The sequence below is a fragment of the Thiothrix eikelboomii genome (assembly GCF_900167255.1).
GTDB classification, from domain to species: domain Bacteria; phylum Pseudomonadota; class Gammaproteobacteria; order Thiotrichales; family Thiotrichaceae; genus Thiolinea; species Thiolinea eikelboomii.
Genome location: NZ_FUYB01000001.1, coordinates 122,831 through 140,336, shown reverse-complemented (window position 1 = coordinate 140,336; position 17,506 = coordinate 122,831). Strand labels below are relative to the sequence as shown.

The 17,506-nt window shown below is 46.1% G+C and carries 15 protein-coding genes and 3 tRNA genes; 14 read left to right on the top strand and 4 right to left on the bottom strand.

What is annotated here, in order from left to right:
• Window positions 1-16 precede the first annotated feature (16 nt).
• From clpX to B5D50_RS00610, 10 genes are all read left to right on the top strand, one after another.
• Window positions 17-1,303 (top strand): ATP-dependent Clp protease ATP-binding subunit ClpX, encoded by a 1,287-nt coding sequence (gene clpX / locus B5D50_RS00655; RefSeq protein ID WP_078920646.1) that lies wholly within the window; start codon window positions 17-19, stop codon window positions 1,301-1,303.
• 120 nt (window positions 1,304-1,423) lie between these two features.
• Complete coding sequence (gene lon, locus B5D50_RS00650; protein ID WP_078920645.1) at window positions 1,424-3,856, top strand: endopeptidase La; 2,433 nt, start codon at window positions 1,424-1,426, stop codon at window positions 3,854-3,856.
• Window positions 3,857-4,019: 163 nt separating this feature from the next.
• Window positions 4,020-4,292, top strand: coding sequence for an HU family DNA-binding protein (locus B5D50_RS00645; protein ID WP_078920644.1), 273 nt, complete (start codon window positions 4,020-4,022; stop codon window positions 4,290-4,292).
• Between the two features lie 15 nt (window positions 4,293-4,307).
• Window positions 4,308-4,383, top strand: a tRNA-Val gene (locus tag B5D50_RS00640).
• Between the two features lie 20 nt (window positions 4,384-4,403).
• A tRNA-Asp gene (locus tag B5D50_RS00635) sits at window positions 4,404-4,480 on the top strand.
• Between the two features lie 56 nt (window positions 4,481-4,536).
• A tRNA-Asp gene (locus tag B5D50_RS00630) sits at window positions 4,537-4,613 on the top strand.
• Window positions 4,614-4,730: 117 nt separating this feature from the next.
• Window positions 4,731-6,608, top strand: a complete 1,878-nt coding sequence (locus B5D50_RS00625; protein WP_078920643.1) for a SurA N-terminal domain-containing protein — start codon at window positions 4,731-4,733, stop codon at window positions 6,606-6,608.
• 47 nt (window positions 6,609-6,655) lie between these two features.
• Window positions 6,656-7,939: a tRNA (N(6)-L-threonylcarbamoyladenosine(37)-C(2))-methylthiotransferase MtaB gene (gene mtaB, locus B5D50_RS00620; RefSeq protein ID WP_078920642.1), complete on the top strand. Its 1,284-nt coding sequence runs from the start codon at window positions 6,656-6,658 to the stop codon at window positions 7,937-7,939.
• A 2-nt stretch (window positions 7,940-7,941) separates the two neighbouring features.
• Window positions 7,942-8,541, top strand: a complete 600-nt coding sequence (locus tag B5D50_RS00615; protein ID WP_078920641.1) for a hypothetical protein — start codon at window positions 7,942-7,944, stop codon at window positions 8,539-8,541.
• Between the two features lie 204 nt (window positions 8,542-8,745).
• Window positions 8,746-9,414 carry a hypothetical protein gene (locus B5D50_RS00610; RefSeq protein ID WP_078920640.1) on the top strand — a complete coding sequence of 223 codons (669 nt, stop codon included), beginning with the start codon at window positions 8,746-8,748 and terminating at the stop codon, window positions 9,412-9,414.
• Window positions 9,415-9,416: 2 nt separating this feature from the next.
• Here B5D50_RS00610 and B5D50_RS00605 read toward each other — a convergent pair whose 3' ends face one another.
• The 4 genes from B5D50_RS00605 to B5D50_RS00590 form a co-directional block, all read right to left on the bottom strand.
• Window positions 9,417-9,923 carry a hypothetical protein gene (locus B5D50_RS00605; protein WP_078920639.1) on the bottom strand — a complete coding sequence of 169 codons (507 nt, stop codon included), beginning with the start codon at window positions 9,921-9,923 and terminating at the stop codon, window positions 9,417-9,419.
• 63 nt (window positions 9,924-9,986) lie between these two features.
• Complete coding sequence (locus B5D50_RS00600; protein ID WP_078920638.1) at window positions 9,987-10,577, bottom strand: 5-formyltetrahydrofolate cyclo-ligase; 591 nt, start codon at window positions 10,575-10,577, stop codon at window positions 9,987-9,989.
• A 125-nt stretch (window positions 10,578-10,702) separates the two neighbouring features.
• A complete protein-coding gene (locus B5D50_RS00595; protein ID WP_078920637.1) occupies window positions 10,703-10,999 on the bottom strand; it encodes an FHA domain-containing protein in 297 nt (98 codons plus the stop codon).
• A 107-nt stretch (window positions 11,000-11,106) separates the two neighbouring features.
• Window positions 11,107-12,240 carry a transglycosylase SLT domain-containing protein gene (locus B5D50_RS00590; protein ID WP_078920636.1) on the bottom strand — a complete coding sequence of 378 codons (1,134 nt, stop codon included), beginning with the start codon at window positions 12,238-12,240 and terminating at the stop codon, window positions 11,107-11,109.
• Between the two features lie 196 nt (window positions 12,241-12,436).
• Between B5D50_RS00590 and B5D50_RS00585 the strand changes: the two genes are divergently transcribed.
• The 4 genes from B5D50_RS00585 (at window position 12,437) to aceE (ending at window position 17,495) form a co-directional block, all read left to right on the top strand.
• Window positions 12,437-13,252, top strand: coding sequence for a class I SAM-dependent methyltransferase (locus B5D50_RS00585; RefSeq protein WP_078920635.1), 816 nt, complete (start codon window positions 12,437-12,439; stop codon window positions 13,250-13,252).
• Entirely contained in the window at window positions 13,249-13,689 is a 441-nt protein-coding gene (gene rnhA, locus B5D50_RS00580) for a ribonuclease HI (protein ID WP_078920634.1), read from the top strand. Before B5D50_RS00585 ends, rnhA begins: the two co-directional genes overlap by 4 nt.
• Window positions 13,686-14,393 carry a DNA polymerase III subunit epsilon gene (dnaQ, locus tag B5D50_RS00575; RefSeq protein WP_078920633.1) on the top strand — a complete coding sequence of 236 codons (708 nt, stop codon included), beginning with the start codon at window positions 13,686-13,688 and terminating at the stop codon, window positions 14,391-14,393. The genes rnhA and dnaQ overlap by 4 nt, the downstream gene beginning before the upstream one ends.
• Window positions 14,394-14,795: 402 nt before the next feature.
• A complete protein-coding gene (gene aceE, locus B5D50_RS00570; protein WP_078920632.1) occupies window positions 14,796-17,495 on the top strand; it encodes a pyruvate dehydrogenase (acetyl-transferring), homodimeric type in 2,700 nt (899 codons plus the stop codon).
• Window positions 17,496-17,506: the final 11 nt, after the last annotated feature.

Below are 17,506 nucleotides of genomic sequence, written 5' to 3'. Positions count from 1 at the left end.
CAGGTAGAGGTTCTGAATGAGTAAAGACAAAAAGGGTAGCCAAGATACTGGGAAACTGCTGTATTGTTCATTTTGCGGAAAAAGTCAGCATGAAGTCCGCAAACTGATCGCAGGGCCTTCAGTTTTTATCTGTGATGAATGTGTCGATCTGTGTAATGACATCATCCAAGAGGAAATGCACTCTACCCAAGGCGAAGTTGATGACAAAAGTAATTTGCCCACGCCGCGTGAGCTAAGCCAAAATTTAGATGAATATGTAATTGGCCAAGAGCTCGCTAAAAAAGTCTTATCGGTGGCGGTTTATAATCACTATAAGCGCTTATTCAAAAAGACGGGTAAAGATGATGTGGAGCTAGCAAAAAGTAATATTTTGCTGATTGGCCCAACGGGTAGTGGTAAGACTTTATTGGCGGAAACCCTAGCCCGTTTATTGAATGTCCCCTTCACGATTGCGGATGCAACCACCTTAACTGAGGCTGGTTATGTCGGTGAAGATGTCGAAAATATTATTCAAAAGCTGTTACAGAAATGCGATTACGATGTAGAAAAGGCCCAAACTGGGATTGTTTACATTGATGAGATCGACAAGATTTCTCGCAAGTCAGATAACCCTTCGATTACCCGTGATGTCTCGGGTGAGGGGGTACAACAAGCTTTATTAAAGCTGATTGAAGGGACTATTGCTTCTGTACCGCCGCAAGGTGGACGTAAGCATCCGCAGCAAGAATTCCTGCAAGTGGATACCAAAAATATTCTGTTTATTTGCGGTGGTGCGTTTGCGGGTATGGATAAGGTGATTCGTGATCGTACCGAGAAAGGCAGTATTGGTTTTTCTGCTGCGGTAAAAACACCGGAAACGAATAAAAGTTTTGGTGATGTGATTAAGGATATTGAAGCGGATGATTTAGTCCGTTACGGCTTGATTCCTGAGTTTGTCGGGCGTTTGCCGGTGGTGGCGACTCTAGAAGAGCTGGACGAAGCTGCCTTAGTACAAATTTTGACCGAGCCACGTAATGCATTAACTAAACAATACGGGCGTTTGTTTGAAATGGAAGGCGCAGAGCTGGTATTTAGAGAAGAAGCCCTGCATTTAATTGCACGCAAAGCGATGGAACGTAAAACAGGTGCGCGGGGTTTACGGACTATCCTTGAAAAAATTCTTCTAGATACCATGTATGAGCTACCTTCTGAGCAATCAGTTAGTAAAGTCATTGTGGATGAAGCGGTTGTGCGTGGCGAGTCTGAGCCTTATCGTGTTTATGAAAATGCTGAGCCAAAAGTCGCAGCGGCGGCCGGTGAATAAAATCTTTCTTAGCTACGCTTGGCTAGCCAAAGCGTAGCATCTACATCTACCTTACTGATGCTTGCTCAGTCGAATCATGGCATGAGCTTAGCGCCACATCAGGGCATATGAGGTTATTAAATGTCTGATAAAAATATTGATACGGACAGATTAATTGTCCCCGTTCTACCGTTACGGGATGTCGTTGTTTACCCGTATATGGTTATTCCATTATTTGTAGGTCGCCAACGCTCTATCCAAGCGCTTGATGCGGCAATGTCCACCGATAAGCAAGTCCTGTTAGTGGCGCAAAAAAGTGCCGAAGTGGATGATCCCGAGCTGACCGATGTCCATACCTTAGGCACCCTTGCCACCATTTTACAATTACTCAAATTACCTGATGGCACGCTTAAAGTGTTGGTCGAGGGGTTAGAGCGTGCAGAAATGGTCGCGATTGATGATGAAAGCCCGTATTTTTCTGCAGAAATCGAATTACGTCCTTCGATCTTGGATACAGAAGAGCGTAAAGTGGAGGTCATGGGGCGTTCACTGATCAATTTGTTTGAGCAATACGTGAAGCTCAATAAAAAAGTTCCCCCCGAGATTTTATCTTCCCTCACCAGCATTGAAGACCCTGTGCGGTTGGCTGATACCGTCGCCGCCCATCTAGGTTTGAAAATCGCGCAAAAACAGGTATTGCTAGAAACTTTAGGCGTGGAAGCGCGGATTCAGAGCTTAATTGAACTGATCGAAAATGAGCTTGATTTACTCCAAGTGGAAAAGAAAATTCGCGGGCGCGTTAAACAACAAATGGAGCGTAGTCAACGTGAGTACTATTTGAATGAGCAAATTAAAGCGATTCAAAAAGAACTCGGCGATATGGACGAAAGCCCCAGCGAAGTCGAAGAGCTGTCTCGCCGTATCCATAAAGCAGGCATGAGCAAAGAAGCGCGTGATAAAGCCACGGCTGAACTTAATAAGCTCAAAATGATGTCACCGATGTCAGCTGAGGCGACGGTGGTGCGTAATTATATTGACTGGATGGTCGGGTTGCCTTGGCGGAAAAAATCCAAGGTATTGTCCGATTTATCGGTAGCAGAAAAAATTCTTAACGAAGACCACTATGGCTTGGATGAAGTGAAAGAACGGATTTTAGAGTTCTTAGCAGTTCAGCAGCGTGTGAAGAAAATCAAAGGCCCTATTCTTTGTTTAGTGGGACCTCCAGGCGTTGGTAAAACCTCGTTAGGGCAGTCAATTGCTCGTGCTACTGGCCGCAAGTTTACGCGCATGGCTTTAGGTGGGGTTAGAGACGAAGCGGAAATTCGTGGGCATCGTCGTACTTATATTGGCTCGTTGCCCGGCAAAATTATCCAAAACTTATCTCGAGTAGGCACACGTAATCCATTATTTTTGTTGGATGAAATCGACAAGATGGCGACGGATTTCCGTGGTGACCCTGCTTCGGCTTTGTTAGAGGTGTTAGACCCTGAGCAGAATCATACTTTTGCGGATCATTATTTAGAAGTTGATTTTGACTTGTCGGATGTGATGTTTGTGGCTACCTCAAATAGTATGCGCATTCCAGGGCCGTTATTGGATCGGATGGAGGTGATTCGTATTCCCGGTTATACCGAGGATGAAAAGCTCAATATTGCGCGTAATTATTTAATCCCCAAGCAGCTCAAAGCGAATGGCTTAAAAGAGGGCGAGCTGGTGATTAGTGATGCAACGGTATTAGATATTATCCGCCATTACACCCGTGAGGCTGGAGTGCGTAATTTAGATCGTGAGATTTCTAAATTATGCCGTAAAGCAGTCAAGCAGCATTTGCTAAGCAAAAAGACCAAATCAACCGTCACCCCCAAAAATCTTGAAAAATATTTGGGCGTACAGCAATTTGATTATGGTCGTGGTGGCAAAGAAAATCAGATCGGCCAAGTCACTGGTTTAGCGTGGACTTCTGTGGGCGGGGATTTACTCACGATTGAAAGTGCACTGTTGCCGGGGTCGGGGGCGATTAAGAGCACGGGTCGCTTAGGCGAGGTGATGAAAGAGTCGATTTATGCAGCAGAAACGGTTGTAAAAAGTCGTGCGCAAATGCTGGGTATTTCCCGCAATTTCTTGCGTAAGCATAATGTGCATATTCATGTACCCGAAGGTGCTACGCCTAAGGATGGCCCAAGTGCTGGGATTGGCATGGTGACGGCGATTGTCTCGGCGATGAGTGGTATTCCCGTGCGCGCTGATGTCGCAATGACGGGTGAGATTACCTTGCGGGGTGAAGTGCTGCCGATTGGTGGTCTGAAGGAAAAACTCTTAGCGGCACATCGAGGTGGCATTCGTTTAGTCCTAATTCCGAAAGACAATGAGAAGGATTTAGCGGAAGTTCCCGATACGGTGAAAAAAGGCTTAGAAATTCGGCCTGTTAAATGGATTGATGAAGTTCTGAATTTAGCTTTGGAACGTATGCCTGAGCCGATCGCAGAGACTGCTGATGAAGATGAAGGCGAAAATACGACAGCGCCCGTGACTTCGGTGGGTGAGGAAGAGCTGGAAAATAGTCGAACTCACTAAGAAACCTAAGGAAAACGCCTTGTTACGCTGTCATTTAGTTGACACCTTTTCAAGGTCGCTGGTATAACAGTCAGGCATATTCACGCTAGTCGTTTTTTTACTACAAAACGGCAGTAGGAGTGTTCCGGTTTCCCTGAAATAACGAATTCAAAGGACTCTTTTCATGAACAAAACAGAATTGATCGATGCAGTTTCTGCGAAGTCAGGCCTGACCAAAGCGGATACCGACCGTGCGTTCAAGGCCATGGTAGAAACCGTGACGGAAGCTTTGGCTAAAGGTGACCAAGTTTCTTTAATCGGCTTTGGGACTTTCCTCGTTCGTGAGCGTCAGGCGCGCACTGGGCGTAATCCACGCACTAATGAAGCCATCGAAATTGCGGCTGCAAAAATTCCTGCATTTAAAGCTGGCAAAGCACTAAAGGATGCAGTACAATAGCGGCCTTCCAACAACGGGTGATTAGCTCAGTTGGTAGAGCGTCGCCCTTACAAGGCGAATGTCGGGGGTTCAAGTCCCTCATCACCCACCATTGTTGGATGTTGTTTTCGCGGAGTGGTAGTTCAGTTGGTTAGAATACCGGCCTGTCACGCCGGGGGTCGCGGGTTCGAGCCCCGTCCACTCCGCCACTTATTGCTAAAGGATGCTCATGAAGCATCTTTTTTTATGTCTACAGTTCTCTCGCGGAGTGGTAGTTCAGTTGGTTAGAATACCGGCCTGTCACGCCGGGGGTCGCGGGTTCGAGCCCCGTCCACTCCGCCAACCTTTTAGTCATTGCTTTTTTCTTCCCCTCGCGCTAGGCATTTTGTATGATGCGGCCTTATGCCCTAAGGGCGGGCAGTTCTGATCAGTTCAACTTAAATAATACGCAGAAAAAACATGTTACAAACGATTCATGATAAAGCCAAAGGCTGGATTGCTTATGCCATCGTCGGGTTCATCAGTATTCCATTCGCACTCTTTGGGATTAATTCCTATATGGAGGGTGGCTCGACTAAAGCAGCTGCCATTGTTAATGGTGAGGATGTACCTGCACAAGAGGTTCAGCAGGAATTAGCGCGTATCCGTCAGCAGTTTGGGCAGATGGCTACTCAGTTAGGGGATGATAGTTTAAAAACGATGGCTTTAAACAATGTCGTCAATCAAGTCCTCTTGCGGCAAAAAGCTAAAGAAGAAGGCTATCGAGCCAGTACCGAAGATGTAGCCACCGCGATTGCTGAGATTAGTGTCTTCCAAAAAGACGGTCAATTTGATAAAGCCACCTACGAAAGTTTTCTTGCTTCTCAGCGGCGGAATCAAGCAGCTTTTGAGCAACAAATGCGTGATGACCTAACAAATGGTCAATTTCGTGAAGGTTTACAAACCACGGCTTTTGCTACTAAAGCGCAGATGGAGCAGTATCAAACTTTACGCAATCAAAAGCGTGAGCTTGAGCTGTTTACGGTTAAAGCGGCTAGTTTCGAGCCACAAGTATCAATCACGGATGAGCAAATTACTAAGTACTATGATGAAAATAAAAGCCAGTTCATGACGGAAGAAAAAGTGAAGGTGGCTTATATTGACTTGAATTTAGAGGCTTTGGCCAAAGCGGTGCCGGTGGATGAGGCTGGTATCCAAGCTTTTTATGAAGAGCATAAAGATCGGTATTTAACCCCAGAAACCCGTAATACCAGTCATATTCTGATTGCTGTCGCTGATCCTGCACAAGATGCTGAAGCCAAGAAAAAAATTGAGGCTATTTATGCAGATATTCAAGCCGGTAAAAAAACCTTTGAAGAAGCAGCTAAAACGGATTCTGATGACAAGGCCACCGCTGAAACAGCCGGTATCGTCGGCGATGTAGCAGTAGGTAGTTGGGATCCTGATTTCGAGAAAGCAGTGTTTGCGGCTGAAGTGAACAAACTCTCTGAACCGGTTAAAACGGGTGCAGGCTATGAGTTGATTCGTGTGAATAGTGTCAAGGCTGCTGTTCAACAGACCTATGAGGCAGTGAAAGCTCAGGTTGAACAGGATTATCGCCGTGCTGAAGCGGATAAGCTGTTTATGGATGGGGCGGAGAAATTACAAACAGTCGCTTATGAGCAAAGCGGTGATTTAGGCCCTGCGGCTAAAGCTGTGAATGCGACTATTCAGGAGTCGGGTTGGTTGACACGCACGAAGGGTGAAGGTGTGTTAGCAGATCCCAAGTTGTTAGCAGCAGCTTTTTCAGATGAAGTATTCAAAGAGGGTAAAAACTCTGAGCTGATTCAAGTCTCCGAGACTCAAGCGATTGTCCTGCGTTCAGCTGCTCAAGAGGCTGCTGTCCAAAAGCCTTTGGAGGAAGTAAAACCTGAGATTATAGCAATTTTGAAAACTCAAGGTGCGCGTCAATTAGCGAGCCAAAAAGGTGATGAGTTATTAGCACAAACTAAGGTTAATGGTTGGGCAGCTTTAGACGCTTCTGGTTTGGGGAAAGCAGAGGCGATTGAGAAACCCGGTTTTATTCAACGCACGGGGAGCACTCTAGCACCAGAAGTGGTTGCGAAGGCGTTTACTATGCCACGGCCTGCCAAAGATCAACTGGACTGGGATAAAGGTGTGCTCGCCAATGGTGATTATACGGTCATTGCTTTAAAAGCTGTCGAAGACGGCGCGAATACTCTGGAAGAGAATAGTGCGCAAATGTATGGCAGTGTGAATGGTGCACGTGAATTAGACGCGGCTATGGAAGATTTACGGGCGCGTTCAGAGATTGAATTGCATCCAGAGAATATCTAACGGCGCGTGGCAAGTGCACGGACTCTAACTTTTTTGATGCTATTGCCATGAAAGTACATTTAAAAGCTTTAGGTTGCCGACTCAATGAAGCTGAGTTAGAGCAATGGTCACAAGGTTTCCGAGCAGCAGGGCATTCGATGGTTACTGCTGCACCGGATGCGGATGTCGTGATTTTGAATACCTGTGCGGTGACTCAAGAGGCTTCAGCTAAATCAAGACGTTTATTAAATCGCCTTTATCGTGAAAATCCGGCGGCTAAATTAGTGGTCAGTGGCTGCTATGCGACCTTACAAGCGGCAGAGGTGGCTGAAACTTTAGGCGTGGATTTGGTCGTGCCGAATGCGGAAAAAGACCAACTGCCAGCTAAGGTCATGGAAACTTTCGCTCTGCCGGTGATGCCTGCGATTGCAACCGAGCCGGGCGAGAATAGCTTATTTATGCGAGGTCGCCATCGCGCCTTTATTAAAATTCAAGATGGCTGTCGTTATCGTTGTACCTTCTGTATCGTTACCGTTGCTCGTGGTGAAGAACATAGTCGTAGTGAAGCTGCCATTATTGAAGAAATCAATCAATTAGTTAGCCAAGGTGTTCAGGAAATTGTTCTCACTGGCGTCCATGTTGGTGGGTATGGCAGTGATTTAGCAGCGAGTTCGCTCTACACTTTAGTTCAACGCCTATTGGCTGAAACCGATATTCCGCGCATTCGTTTTGCTTCAGTCGAGCCTTGGGATTTACCTGAAGATTTCTTTACCCTGTTTAGCAATCCACGGTTAATGCCACATATGCATTTGCCAATTCAAAGTGGGGCAGACTCTGTACTCAGGCGGATGGCACGTCGTTGTAAAACCACTGAGTTTGCCCAATTAGTCAGTCAGGCGCGGGCAGCTATTCCTAATTTTAATGTGACGACCGATATTATCGTCGGCTTTCCCGGCGAGACCGAGGCTGAGTGGCAAGCTACCCTGAGCTTTGTTGAGCGAATTGGCTTTGGGCATGTGCATATTTTTAGCTATTCACCTCGAGAAGGGACTAAAGCTGCTGGCTTGGCGAATCCAGTTGCTGAAGCAGTGAAAAAACAACGCAGTCAAGCATTGCATCAATTAGCAGAGTGCTCGCAACAGGCTTGGTTAGCCCAGCAACTGGGTCAGCGGGTGCCGGTGTTATGGGAGCGGCGGCGTGAGCAAGCAGGGGAGCTGATTTATACCGGTTATACACCTAATTATTGTAAAGTGATGACTAAGCCCCCAACTTCAGTGGATCTAGAGAATCAAATCACCACAGTGAGCCTATCCTTAGTGAGTGATGAGGCCGATCTATTATTAGGAGTGTAAACATGCAAGCGCGCCACTATCCTCTACAATTCTTATTCGTGTTAGTGTGCTTATTGGGTTTATTGAGCTTAACGGCGTGTAGTCAGTCAACCGAGCAGAATGCACGTCAAGTGGCGAATGAGTTTTGGGAAGCTATCTTGCAGGAGGATATGGAAAAGGCCAAAGCCTTAACGACTTGGGATAGCACACAATATCTTAGCCTATTGCAGAATAAAAAAATGTCGGCACGCCGCTTTGAAACAGGCGAGCTTAAAATCGAAAATGGCTTAGCAGAAGTTGCGACCGTACTCTATGGTGGCGATAAGGGCGAGCTGCAGATTCCACTGCGCACGGTGTTGAGTTTGCATGATAATCGTTGGCTAGTGGATGTACAAAAAACTTTAGGCTCGATGGTGAGCGGTGCGATGGGGGCGGTTGTCGATCAGCTCAATAGTTTTATGCAAGAGAGCTTAAAAGGCTTGGATAGCAGCTTGAGTGAAAATATTGATAAACTGGGTAAAAGTTTAGAGGAGAGCATGAATCAGCTGCAAAAAGACTTAGCTAAACCGCCTGTAAACCCCACACCTGCTCCCCCACCAGACAGCTCAGCTCAACCTATTTAGAGGCTTTGAGTGTCTACAAATCTTTGTTTTTAGGAACTATCCCTAGCGTTTGTGTTCTCAAGCAATGACGTAGTAGCTAGATTTAATTACCATCTATCTAGTCCGTGCTGGAGTTTTTAGTCCTGCTTGCTATTTTCTAGAACTCTAAGGTTTTGTGTCAGAAACCTTACTACACTTAATAAATCCTCACAGGTTTAAATCGTTATGGCTAAATTAATCTTAAAACAACCAAAACCTCCTAAAGGTTCTTGGCTTAGTCATTATGGATCGCAACTGGCGTATGCAGGGTTTATTGGCTTATTGCTGATTATTTCATTCGGTATGGTATTTGCGTTTAAGCCACATTCTACAGTTATGCAGGCCTTGCCATCTATCGACTCAGCCGTTGAACCGCAGCTTAAGTCGCAGTATCTCAGTGATTGGGAACAGTTGAATGAGATGCAAGCCACTTATGAACAATTGGCAAAAGAAGTCAGTTCAGAGGAGCATGCCTTAGCTTTATTGAATCAAGCAGAAATAGCTTGGCAACATTTATTGATTATGTCTGAGTCGGTTGCTCAGTTAGGTTTAAATGCGAGTGATAAAAAGCAGTTGGAAGCAGAGCAGGCTTATCTACAAGATCAATGGCAGGCACGTATCCACTTTTCTGAATTGCGCTTAGAGCGCTTTAAGAGTCAAGAGCAAACAGCGGATCTGCCAGAAAAATCGGCTAAAGTGGTCAGCCTCAATGCAGATAATGCTGCTTCTCAGCCAGTCGTTGCGGGGCAGCCGAGCAATAAATATATTGCTCAGCCCCCTGCTGATCTTAAATTACCAGCAGGTTTTTGTACTTTAGATAGCGCTGGCGTCTGTAAGCCAGAGACCAGTAATTAGCTTTAATTCGTTGTTCCAGAGGAAACATTCGGGCCTGGTATAGTGTTGACTGGCGCTGCAGGTGCTACAGGTAAGGCCGGTGCAATAGGTGCTGGCATAGGCCGCATACCATAACCGCCGTAATACGGCGTTGGCGCTACTCCATAAGGCATCGTTGGCATGTAGCCATAAGGCATCATTGGCATGCTATTACCATAGCCATAATTGGAGTTGTTGCCAAAGAAGGGCATATTACCGTAGCCATAATTGGAGTTGTTGCCAAAGAAGGGCATATTGCCATTGCCAAAGCGATTACCGAAGTTAAAGCCATTATTATCATCATCGCCGCTAAAGCTATCGCTCATTTCCTGCATCCAGTACATGGGCGTCCATTCTGGCCAGTCATTTTCTTCCCAGTAAGGCCCATAAGGACCAGTTTTCCACTCACCATTATTACCACCGCCAAAGAAATTAGCACTTGCGGTGCTAGCTAAGCCGAATAGGCTAAGAGCAATTAGGAATTTTTTCATGGTTCTCTCCAAGCAAGATTATATTGAATGTAATATATAATAATATTCTAATATATTCAAGTATTAGTAGGATGTAAAACCATCAGCCGTGCAACTGGCATCTAGAGGTATGTCCCAAGCTTGTCGCTCTAGATGGTCGACTTTTTGAAAGGGATAAGCTAAGCCGACTAAAAACGGTTTAGCTTGTTTTAAATAGTACTTAGTGGCAAAACTTCGATCATAAAACCCACCGCCCATCCCTAAACGAGTACCCCGTGCATCAAAAGCGACCAAGGGCGTAATAACCAGATCAAGTTGTTGAGGATTGAGCATTTTGCAGCGCCCAAGGAGCGGCTCTGGAATGTTAAAACGATTGTTGCGAAAGCGTGTTGCTCGATTCCATTCGACAAACACTAACTGTGCATGATGGCCTAGGCTCAAAACGGGCAAGAAAAACCGTTGCCCCGGTTTGGCTGCTTGCAATAAGGAGCAAGGATCAGCTTCGCCGCGTACTGGCAAATACAAAGCAAGATTACGCGCTGATCTAAACAGGCGATGTCGACTTAAATGTTGAACCGCTTGCCGAGAAAGTCGTTGCTGCTCTAGCTTTGGTAGAGCAGCACGCTGTTTTTTGATCTGCTTGCGCAATTCGTGCGCAGTTAAAACTTTGGACATGGCGAGTGCTGAGCAAAAATCTTAGCTTAGCTAGTTTCGGTATTTAAGGAAACTACCGATCAAACCAGATTAACTCGTATTGGCACGTAGCTGGCTTTGCTAGAGTTCACGCTGAGCTTGGTCAGTCACTGCGGGCTAGAATTTTGAAACAAGAGTTCGTATTTACCGATGCGCACCGAGTCTTTATCGACTAATAAATGTTTTTGCCTAGCAATATGATTCACATAAACACCATTGGTGCTGTGTAAATCTTCTAAAAAACACTCATCACCCACACTCACGAGATGAGCATGCTCAGCGCTCACGGTACGTTCATTGAGAACAATATCACAGTGGTTAGAGCGTCCAATCAGATAGCTAGCTTCAGACAAAGTGAGTTTTTTAATGATTTGTTTATTAAGACTGATGATCAATTGTGCCATAGCCTTGGACTCTTAAAGGTAGCAAAGGGAATTCTATGCTACCTCAAACTTATAAGGAGTTGGCCAACAGTTCAACCCTCATACGACGATCTGCCACCGTGGATCCGCTATATATACGAGGCTGGCATAACGCGAATGACTTGGGCTAGGCGCTCAGCATATTCGCGGGGGAGAATAATCCGATTCGAGTGTTCAGGCGTCGTTACTCCCGTGCGGAAACAAGGGTTTAATTCAGTCAAGCGATTGGCAGGTAAACCTGCTTGCATCGCAGCTAACCGTAGATCTACAGGCTTATTGATCCGCATTTGTGCTAAGCGCGCTGAGTTGGGTGTGCTGGGCAATCGGATGCCATAAGTGCTTGAGCGTCCAATCAGCTCTTTAAAGGCCAGCAGGCGCGGCACATAGTTCATGGTTTCTTTAGGGAGGGATAAATTCCAGAAGCTCGGCTGTAGACCTGATTGTTGAGCTTGTGCCACGGCTCGGCTCACGCAGGTTTCCCCACAATTATAAGCGGCAAATGCAAGCAACCAATCGCCATTAAATTGTCGATTCAGCTTTTGCAGATAATTTAAAGCAGCGCCCGTGGCAGCAAAAGGATCCATGCGTGCATCATAATTGCCCGTTTGTTTGAGGCCATAATTACGTCCTGTTGAAGGAATAAATTGCCATAAGCCCGCTGCACCGGCATGTGAGAAGACATCAGCATCGAAACCACTTTCGACAAAGGGCAATAAAGCGACTTCGGCGGGCATCCCACGGCGAGTCACTTCTTCAATAATCATGTGCAAAAACACACTCGCTCGATCAGATAGAATACTTAATTGCTGCGGGTTTTGTGCATAAGAGCGAATATATTGTTGTACCCGTGGGTGCCCTGAGTAATCAGCGAGCTGGAAATGGCGAAATACCCGCGACCAAGTGTCAAAGTCCTGATCAAGGCTATAGCTACTGCTAATAGTCGGAATATACATCGCTCGTTGGATACGGGGTGCAGTCGATGCTAGCCGACTGGGTGGCCGTACTACCTGTGTGATCCAAGTACGGCGCACAGGTGTTGAGCGTTTAGTGGCAGGGTAGCGACTGAATCGACGCTGTTCAACGAGCGGCAAAGCGGCTGGAATAGTCGCTGTCTGCTCTAGTGTGGATTCGACGGCTAGTTCTGGCTGGGTATTGCTGCAGCCATTTAAAAACAATACAACGCATACCGCCGCGACGGGTGCGAGGTAAAAGGATGTCCCCATGATGTAGTCCCAATAGACCTTATTATAAAATCGGTATTGCAAGTTCAGGTCTGGACGATCTAATTCACCCCAGTTTGGTGTTTATAGTTGTGTTTCTCTGCCCGGAATGTCAGATTAAGATTTTGCCTCGTTTGCTGGCCCTGCTTGCTGATCGTTATTAAGTAAATTGCATCTGACTATAATATGTATTGATTGAATGAACAAGAAAAAAGCAACACCTGTTGTTTTAACCCACCCTGTCGCTTCAGTTGAGCAACAGATAGCCAAATTACAGAGTTGGTATAGCACGGCCGAAGGTACTTATGTGCTCGCTGAGTTGCGTCATTTAGTCACCGCGATGACTGAGGATGTCTTTGGTTATTATGCACTCGAACTCGGATTAATGGTGGAGCACTGTAATTTGTTGTCTGATTCGCGGATTGGTTCTCACATCAAATTATCAACTAATCCCTCCGCCTCAATGGCTGATGCGTTGACCAAGGCAGAAGCGCTACCGATTGGTTTTAATGAGATTGATTTGGTAATTGGGTGCCATGTCTTAGATTATGCACATTCACCGCATCATGTCTTGCGCGAGCTTGAGCGTGTTCTCGTACCTGAAGGTCATTGTATTTTAATTGGTTTTAATCCGTGGAGCTTGCGTGGGCTAGGGCAAACTTGGAATTACTTGCGGCGTGTTCCTGATCGCCCAGCGATGTACACAAAAAGACGGATTCGTGATTGGTTTGGGGTCTTGGGGTTTGAAATGCTGCAGACTTATACCTTAGGTTTTCGCCCTGCTTTAGGGAGTGATAGTATTTTCAAACACTTAGCGTGGGTAGATCATTTGGGGCAAAAATATCAATTACCTTTTGGCAGTGTGCAAATTATTCATGTACGCAAGCAAGTCTCACGTTTAATCCCAATAAAACCGAGTTTACGCCCCACTAAAGCACGGTTAAGAACAGGGATCGCAGTGAATCATACCAGTACTCATTATGTAACACCGCTCAAGAAGAGAGTAAAAATGTGAAGAAGGTTGAGTTATATACAGATGGTGCTTGCCGTGGAAATCCAGGCCCTGGTGGTTGGGGCGTTTTGTTGCGCTATGCCGAGGAAGAGCGTGAATTATATGGCTATCAAGCAGCAGCGACGAATAATCAAATGGAGCTGATGGCGGCAATTCGTGGTTTGGAAGCCTTAAAGCAGCCTTGTGAGGTAGTACTGACCACGGATTCTAAATATGTCTTGCAAGGCATGACCGAGTGGCTCGTTGGTTGGAAGCGTAAAGGTTGGCGTAATGCCAGTGGCCAGCCAGTGAAAAATCAAGATTTATGGCAGCGTCTAGAGGCAGCCGCTCAACCGCATCATATCAAATGGAACTGGGTACGTGGACATACTGGGCATCCTGATAATGAGCGAGTTGACAGCCTTGCCAATCGGGCGATTGATGAAAGGAAATTAGCATGACACGTCAAGTTATTTTAGATACAGAAACCACTGGCTTAGACCCGAAAGAGGGGCATCGCATCATTGAGATTGGTTGTGTAGAAATGCTGAGTCGGCGGTTAACGGGGAATAACTTTCATTTTTACTTGCAACCCGATCGAGAAATTGATGCAGAAGCGATTGAAGTACACGGGATCACAAATGAATTCTTAGCCGATAAGCCGCGTTTTAACCAGATTGCTCCTGAGCTGATTCGTTATCTACAAGGTGCTGAATTGATTATTCATAATGCACCGTTTGATCTTGGTTTTTTAAACCACGAGCTTAGCTTATTAACCGAAGCTTATAACACGATCACCGAATATTGTACGGTTGCCGATACTTTAGTGATGGCTCGTCAATTGTTTCCCGGGCAGCGGAATAGTTTAGATGCCCTCTGTAAGCGTTATAACATTGATAATGGCCACCGTAGTTTGCATGGGGCTTTACTTGATGCGGAGATTCTCGCGGATGTCTATCTGGCGATGACCGGAGGACAAGTCAGTTTGCAATTAGGGGGCGAGAGTGATGAGCAACGTGGTACGGCTCAGCAGGCAGGACTGATTCGGCGTGTGCAAGCGGGGACTCGGTTGCCAGTGATTCGGGCGAGTGAAGCGGATTTAAGTGCGCATATCGAGCGTTTGGAGGCGATTAAAAAATCAGCGGGTCGGTGTTTGTGGGGTTAGAGTTTTAGTAAAAAATTTATTGTTGTTTGTAAGTACATGATAGTTAAATTTATTTTAAATTGACTTGAGTAGGCTTAAGACGATCTAGCCTTTACTTAAAGAGATGTCTAGTTTTATAGAGTTTATAGCCGTTTATATCATGCCTAAATAGTTGAAGGCAGGAGGTTGGTTAGTATTTTTAATAATTTGATATTTTTAAGTTATTGAATTTAAAGTTTTTATTTTTTTAGCTAGTAAAAATAAATAAGTTAAGTATCTGGCTTATGGCTTTTCAAAGCTGAACTGTGTAGTATGCCCCCCCTATAGGGATATAAGAGGGGAGCGGTGATATATCCCGCCTAGAATAATCATATAAAGTGACTCGACCGCTCCTAAAGTTTGTAAATGCTAGGAGATTTTTTAATGAGCCAAGACCAGTTAGATCGTGATCCACAAGAAACCCAAGAATGGCAAGAAGCCATTGATGTGGTAGTGGAACGCTCCGGCGCTGACCGCGCCCGTTATTTACTGCATAAAACTATCGAAACGGCATCCGAAGCAGGCGTTGAACCGCCTGATATGCATACGCCGTATATCAATACTATTCCGGTCGATCAACAACCCGCTTATCCGGGCAATCTCGAGTTAGAGCGACATATTTTGCGGGCTTTGCGTTGGAATGCGACGGCGATGGTTGTGCGTGCGAATCGCAAACCCGCTGAACCGGGCGGTCATATTGCTTCTTTCCAGTCTTCGGCCATTATGTATGAAGTCGGTTATAACCATTTCTGGAAAGGGCATGGTCATCCTAATGGCAGCGATATGTTGTTTATTCAAGGGCATACCGCGCCCGGTACTTATGCGCGTGCTTTTGTCGAGGGGCGCTTTAACGAAGAACAACTCGAAAATTTCCGTATTGAAAGCAAAGGCAAAGGCTTATCTTCTTATCCACACCCTTATTTAATGCCAGATTTTTGGCAGTTCTCTACCGTGTCGATGGGTTTAGGCCCGATCATGGCGATTTACCAAGCCCGCTTTTTAAAATATTTAGAGCATCGTGGGTTTGCCAAGATTGCTGATAAGCATGCAGAGGGTCGTAAGGTTTGGGCATTTTTAGGTGATGGCGAAATGGATGAGCCAGAATCTCAAGGTGCGATTTCTTTAGCCTCGCGGGAGCGCCTCGATAATCTGGTGTTTGTGGTTAACTGTAATCTGCAACGCTTAGATGGCCCAGTCCGTGGCAACGGCAAAATTGTTCAGGAGTTGGAAGGTAATTTCCGGGGTGCAGGCTGGAATGTTATCAAGGTCTTATGGGGTTCTGGTTGGGATCGCTTATTAGCGAAAGATACCGATGGTTTGCTGCGTAAACGTATGATGGAATGCGTAGACGGTGAATACCAGAACTTCAAAAATAAAGGGGGTGCTTATACTCGTGAGCATTTCTTCGGCAAATACCCTGAGTTGAAAGCTATGGTTGCCGATATGACTGACGACCAGATTTATTATGATTTATTGCGCGGTGGTCATGATCAAGAAAAGGTCTATGCGGCTTATCACAATGCGGTGAATACGGTTGGTCGCCCCACGATTATCCTCATGCATACGGTGAAAGGTTATGGCATGGGCGAGGCGGGCGAGGGGATGAATATCAGTCATCAACAGAAAAAGCTCAGCTCTGACCAATTACGCAAACTGCGTGATCGTTTCCGTATTCCTGTCACGGATGAGCAGGTCGATAGTGCTTCTTTCTATCGCCCTGCAGCCGAATCTTTGGAAATGCAATATCTGCATGAACGCCGTCAAGCGCTCGGGGGGTATTTACCGAATCGGCCACAAAATTTTGAAACCCTGAATGTTCCAGAACTCACTGAATTATTCGATGCGCTTCTAAAAGACACCGGCGAACGCACCATGTCCACTACGATGGCGATGGTTCGGGTGATGGTGGCGGTGGCACGCCATAAAGAGCTGGGGCCGCGCCTTGTACCGATTGTGCCTGATGAATCCCGTACCTTTGGGATGGAAGGTATGTTCCGCCAAGTGGGAATTTACGCACCAGATGGTCAGCTCTATGAGCCGATGGATGCGACCGACATTATGCCTTACCGCGAGTCCACCAAAGGCCAATTACTACAAGAGGGGATTAATGAAGCGGGTGCGATGTCCTCATGGATTGCAGCGGCTACTTCGTATGCAAATAACCATAAGATGATGATTCCTCTGTATATCTACTACTCGATGTTTGGTTTCCAACGTATTGGTGACTTGGCATGGGCGGCGGGCGATATGTTAGCGCGGGGGTTCTTGGTCGGGGGTACTTCAGGTCGAACCACGCTAAATGGTGAGGGCTTACAGCATCAAGATGGACATAGCCAACTGTTCGCGGGCTTTATCCCGAACTGTAAATCCTATGATCCGACTTTCGCCTATGAAGTGGCAGTGATTTTCCATGATGGTTTGCGACGCATGTACCAAAATGGCGAGAATGTGTTTTATTACATCACCACTTTAAACGAAAACTACAGCATGCCGGCGATGCCTGTAGGTGTGGAAGAGGGCATTATTAAAGGTCTCTACGCTTTCCAAAAAGCGGACGGTAAAGGTAAGCATCAGGTGCAGCTGATGGGTTGTGGTTCGATCTTACGTGAGGTGATTGCAGCGGCTGATTTGCTGAAAAATGATTGGGATGTCGATGCGGATATTTGGGCCACGCCGAGTTTAAATGAAGTGGCGCGTGATGGTGCAGATTGTGCGCGTTGGAATCTCTTGCATCCTGATCAAGAAGAAAGACAGTCTTGGATTGGCCAATGCTTGAATGGGACTGCAGGCCCAGTGATTGCTTCCACCGATTATATTCGTACCTATGTGGATCAGGTGCGTCCTTATGTGGATAAGCCTTTATATGTTCTTGGCACGGATGGTTTCGGGCGCTCAGATAGTCGGCAAGCCCTGCGGCATCATTTTGAGGTGGATCGTTATTATGTGACAGTGACTGCATTAAAGGCACTGGCAGATCAGCAAAAATCCTCGAAAGCGAAAGGCAAAATTACGGCTAAAACTGTATTAGACGCGATGGCCAAATACGGCATTGATCCTGACAAGCCCAACCCACTGTATGCGTAAGGAGAGAGTAA

What these genes read in the sequence shown, in the direction of transcription:
- lon (WP_078920645.1), top strand. Translation starts at nt 1,424, where the DNA reads ATGTCTGATAAAAATATTGATACGGACAGATTAATTGTCCCCGTTCTA.
- B5D50_RS00625 (WP_078920643.1), top strand. Translation starts at nt 4,731, where the DNA reads ATGTTACAAACGATTCATGATAAAGCCAAAGGCTGGATTGCTTATGCC.
- dnaQ (WP_078920633.1), top strand. Translation starts at nt 13,686, where the DNA reads ATGACACGTCAAGTTATTTTAGATACAGAAACCACTGGCTTAGACCCG.
- B5D50_RS00595 (WP_078920637.1), bottom strand. Translation starts at nt 10,999, where the DNA reads ATGGCACAATTGATCATCAGTCTTAATAAACAAATCATTAAAAAACTC.
- B5D50_RS00615 (WP_078920641.1), top strand. Translation starts at nt 7,942, where the DNA reads ATGCAAGCGCGCCACTATCCTCTACAATTCTTATTCGTGTTAGTGTGC.
- B5D50_RS00610 (WP_078920640.1), top strand. Translation starts at nt 8,746, where the DNA reads ATGGCTAAATTAATCTTAAAACAACCAAAACCTCCTAAAGGTTCTTGG.
- clpX (WP_078920646.1), top strand. Translation starts at nt 17, where the DNA reads ATGAGTAAAGACAAAAAGGGTAGCCAAGATACTGGGAAACTGCTGTAT.
- mtaB (WP_078920642.1), top strand. Translation starts at nt 6,656, where the DNA reads ATGAAAGTACATTTAAAAGCTTTAGGTTGCCGACTCAATGAAGCTGAG.
- B5D50_RS00600 (WP_078920638.1), bottom strand. Translation starts at nt 10,577, where the DNA reads ATGTCCAAAGTTTTAACTGCGCACGAATTGCGCAAGCAGATCAAAAAA.
- B5D50_RS00590 (WP_078920636.1), bottom strand. Translation starts at nt 12,240, where the DNA reads ATGGGGACATCCTTTTACCTCGCACCCGTCGCGGCGGTATGCGTTGTA.
- B5D50_RS00645 (WP_078920644.1), top strand. Translation starts at nt 4,020, where the DNA reads ATGAACAAAACAGAATTGATCGATGCAGTTTCTGCGAAGTCAGGCCTG.
- aceE (WP_078920632.1), top strand. Translation starts at nt 14,796, where the DNA reads ATGAGCCAAGACCAGTTAGATCGTGATCCACAAGAAACCCAAGAATGG.
- B5D50_RS00605 (WP_078920639.1), bottom strand. Translation starts at nt 9,923, where the DNA reads ATGAAAAAATTCCTAATTGCTCTTAGCCTATTCGGCTTAGCTAGCACC.
- B5D50_RS00585 (WP_078920635.1), top strand. Translation starts at nt 12,437, where the DNA reads ATGAACAAGAAAAAAGCAACACCTGTTGTTTTAACCCACCCTGTCGCT.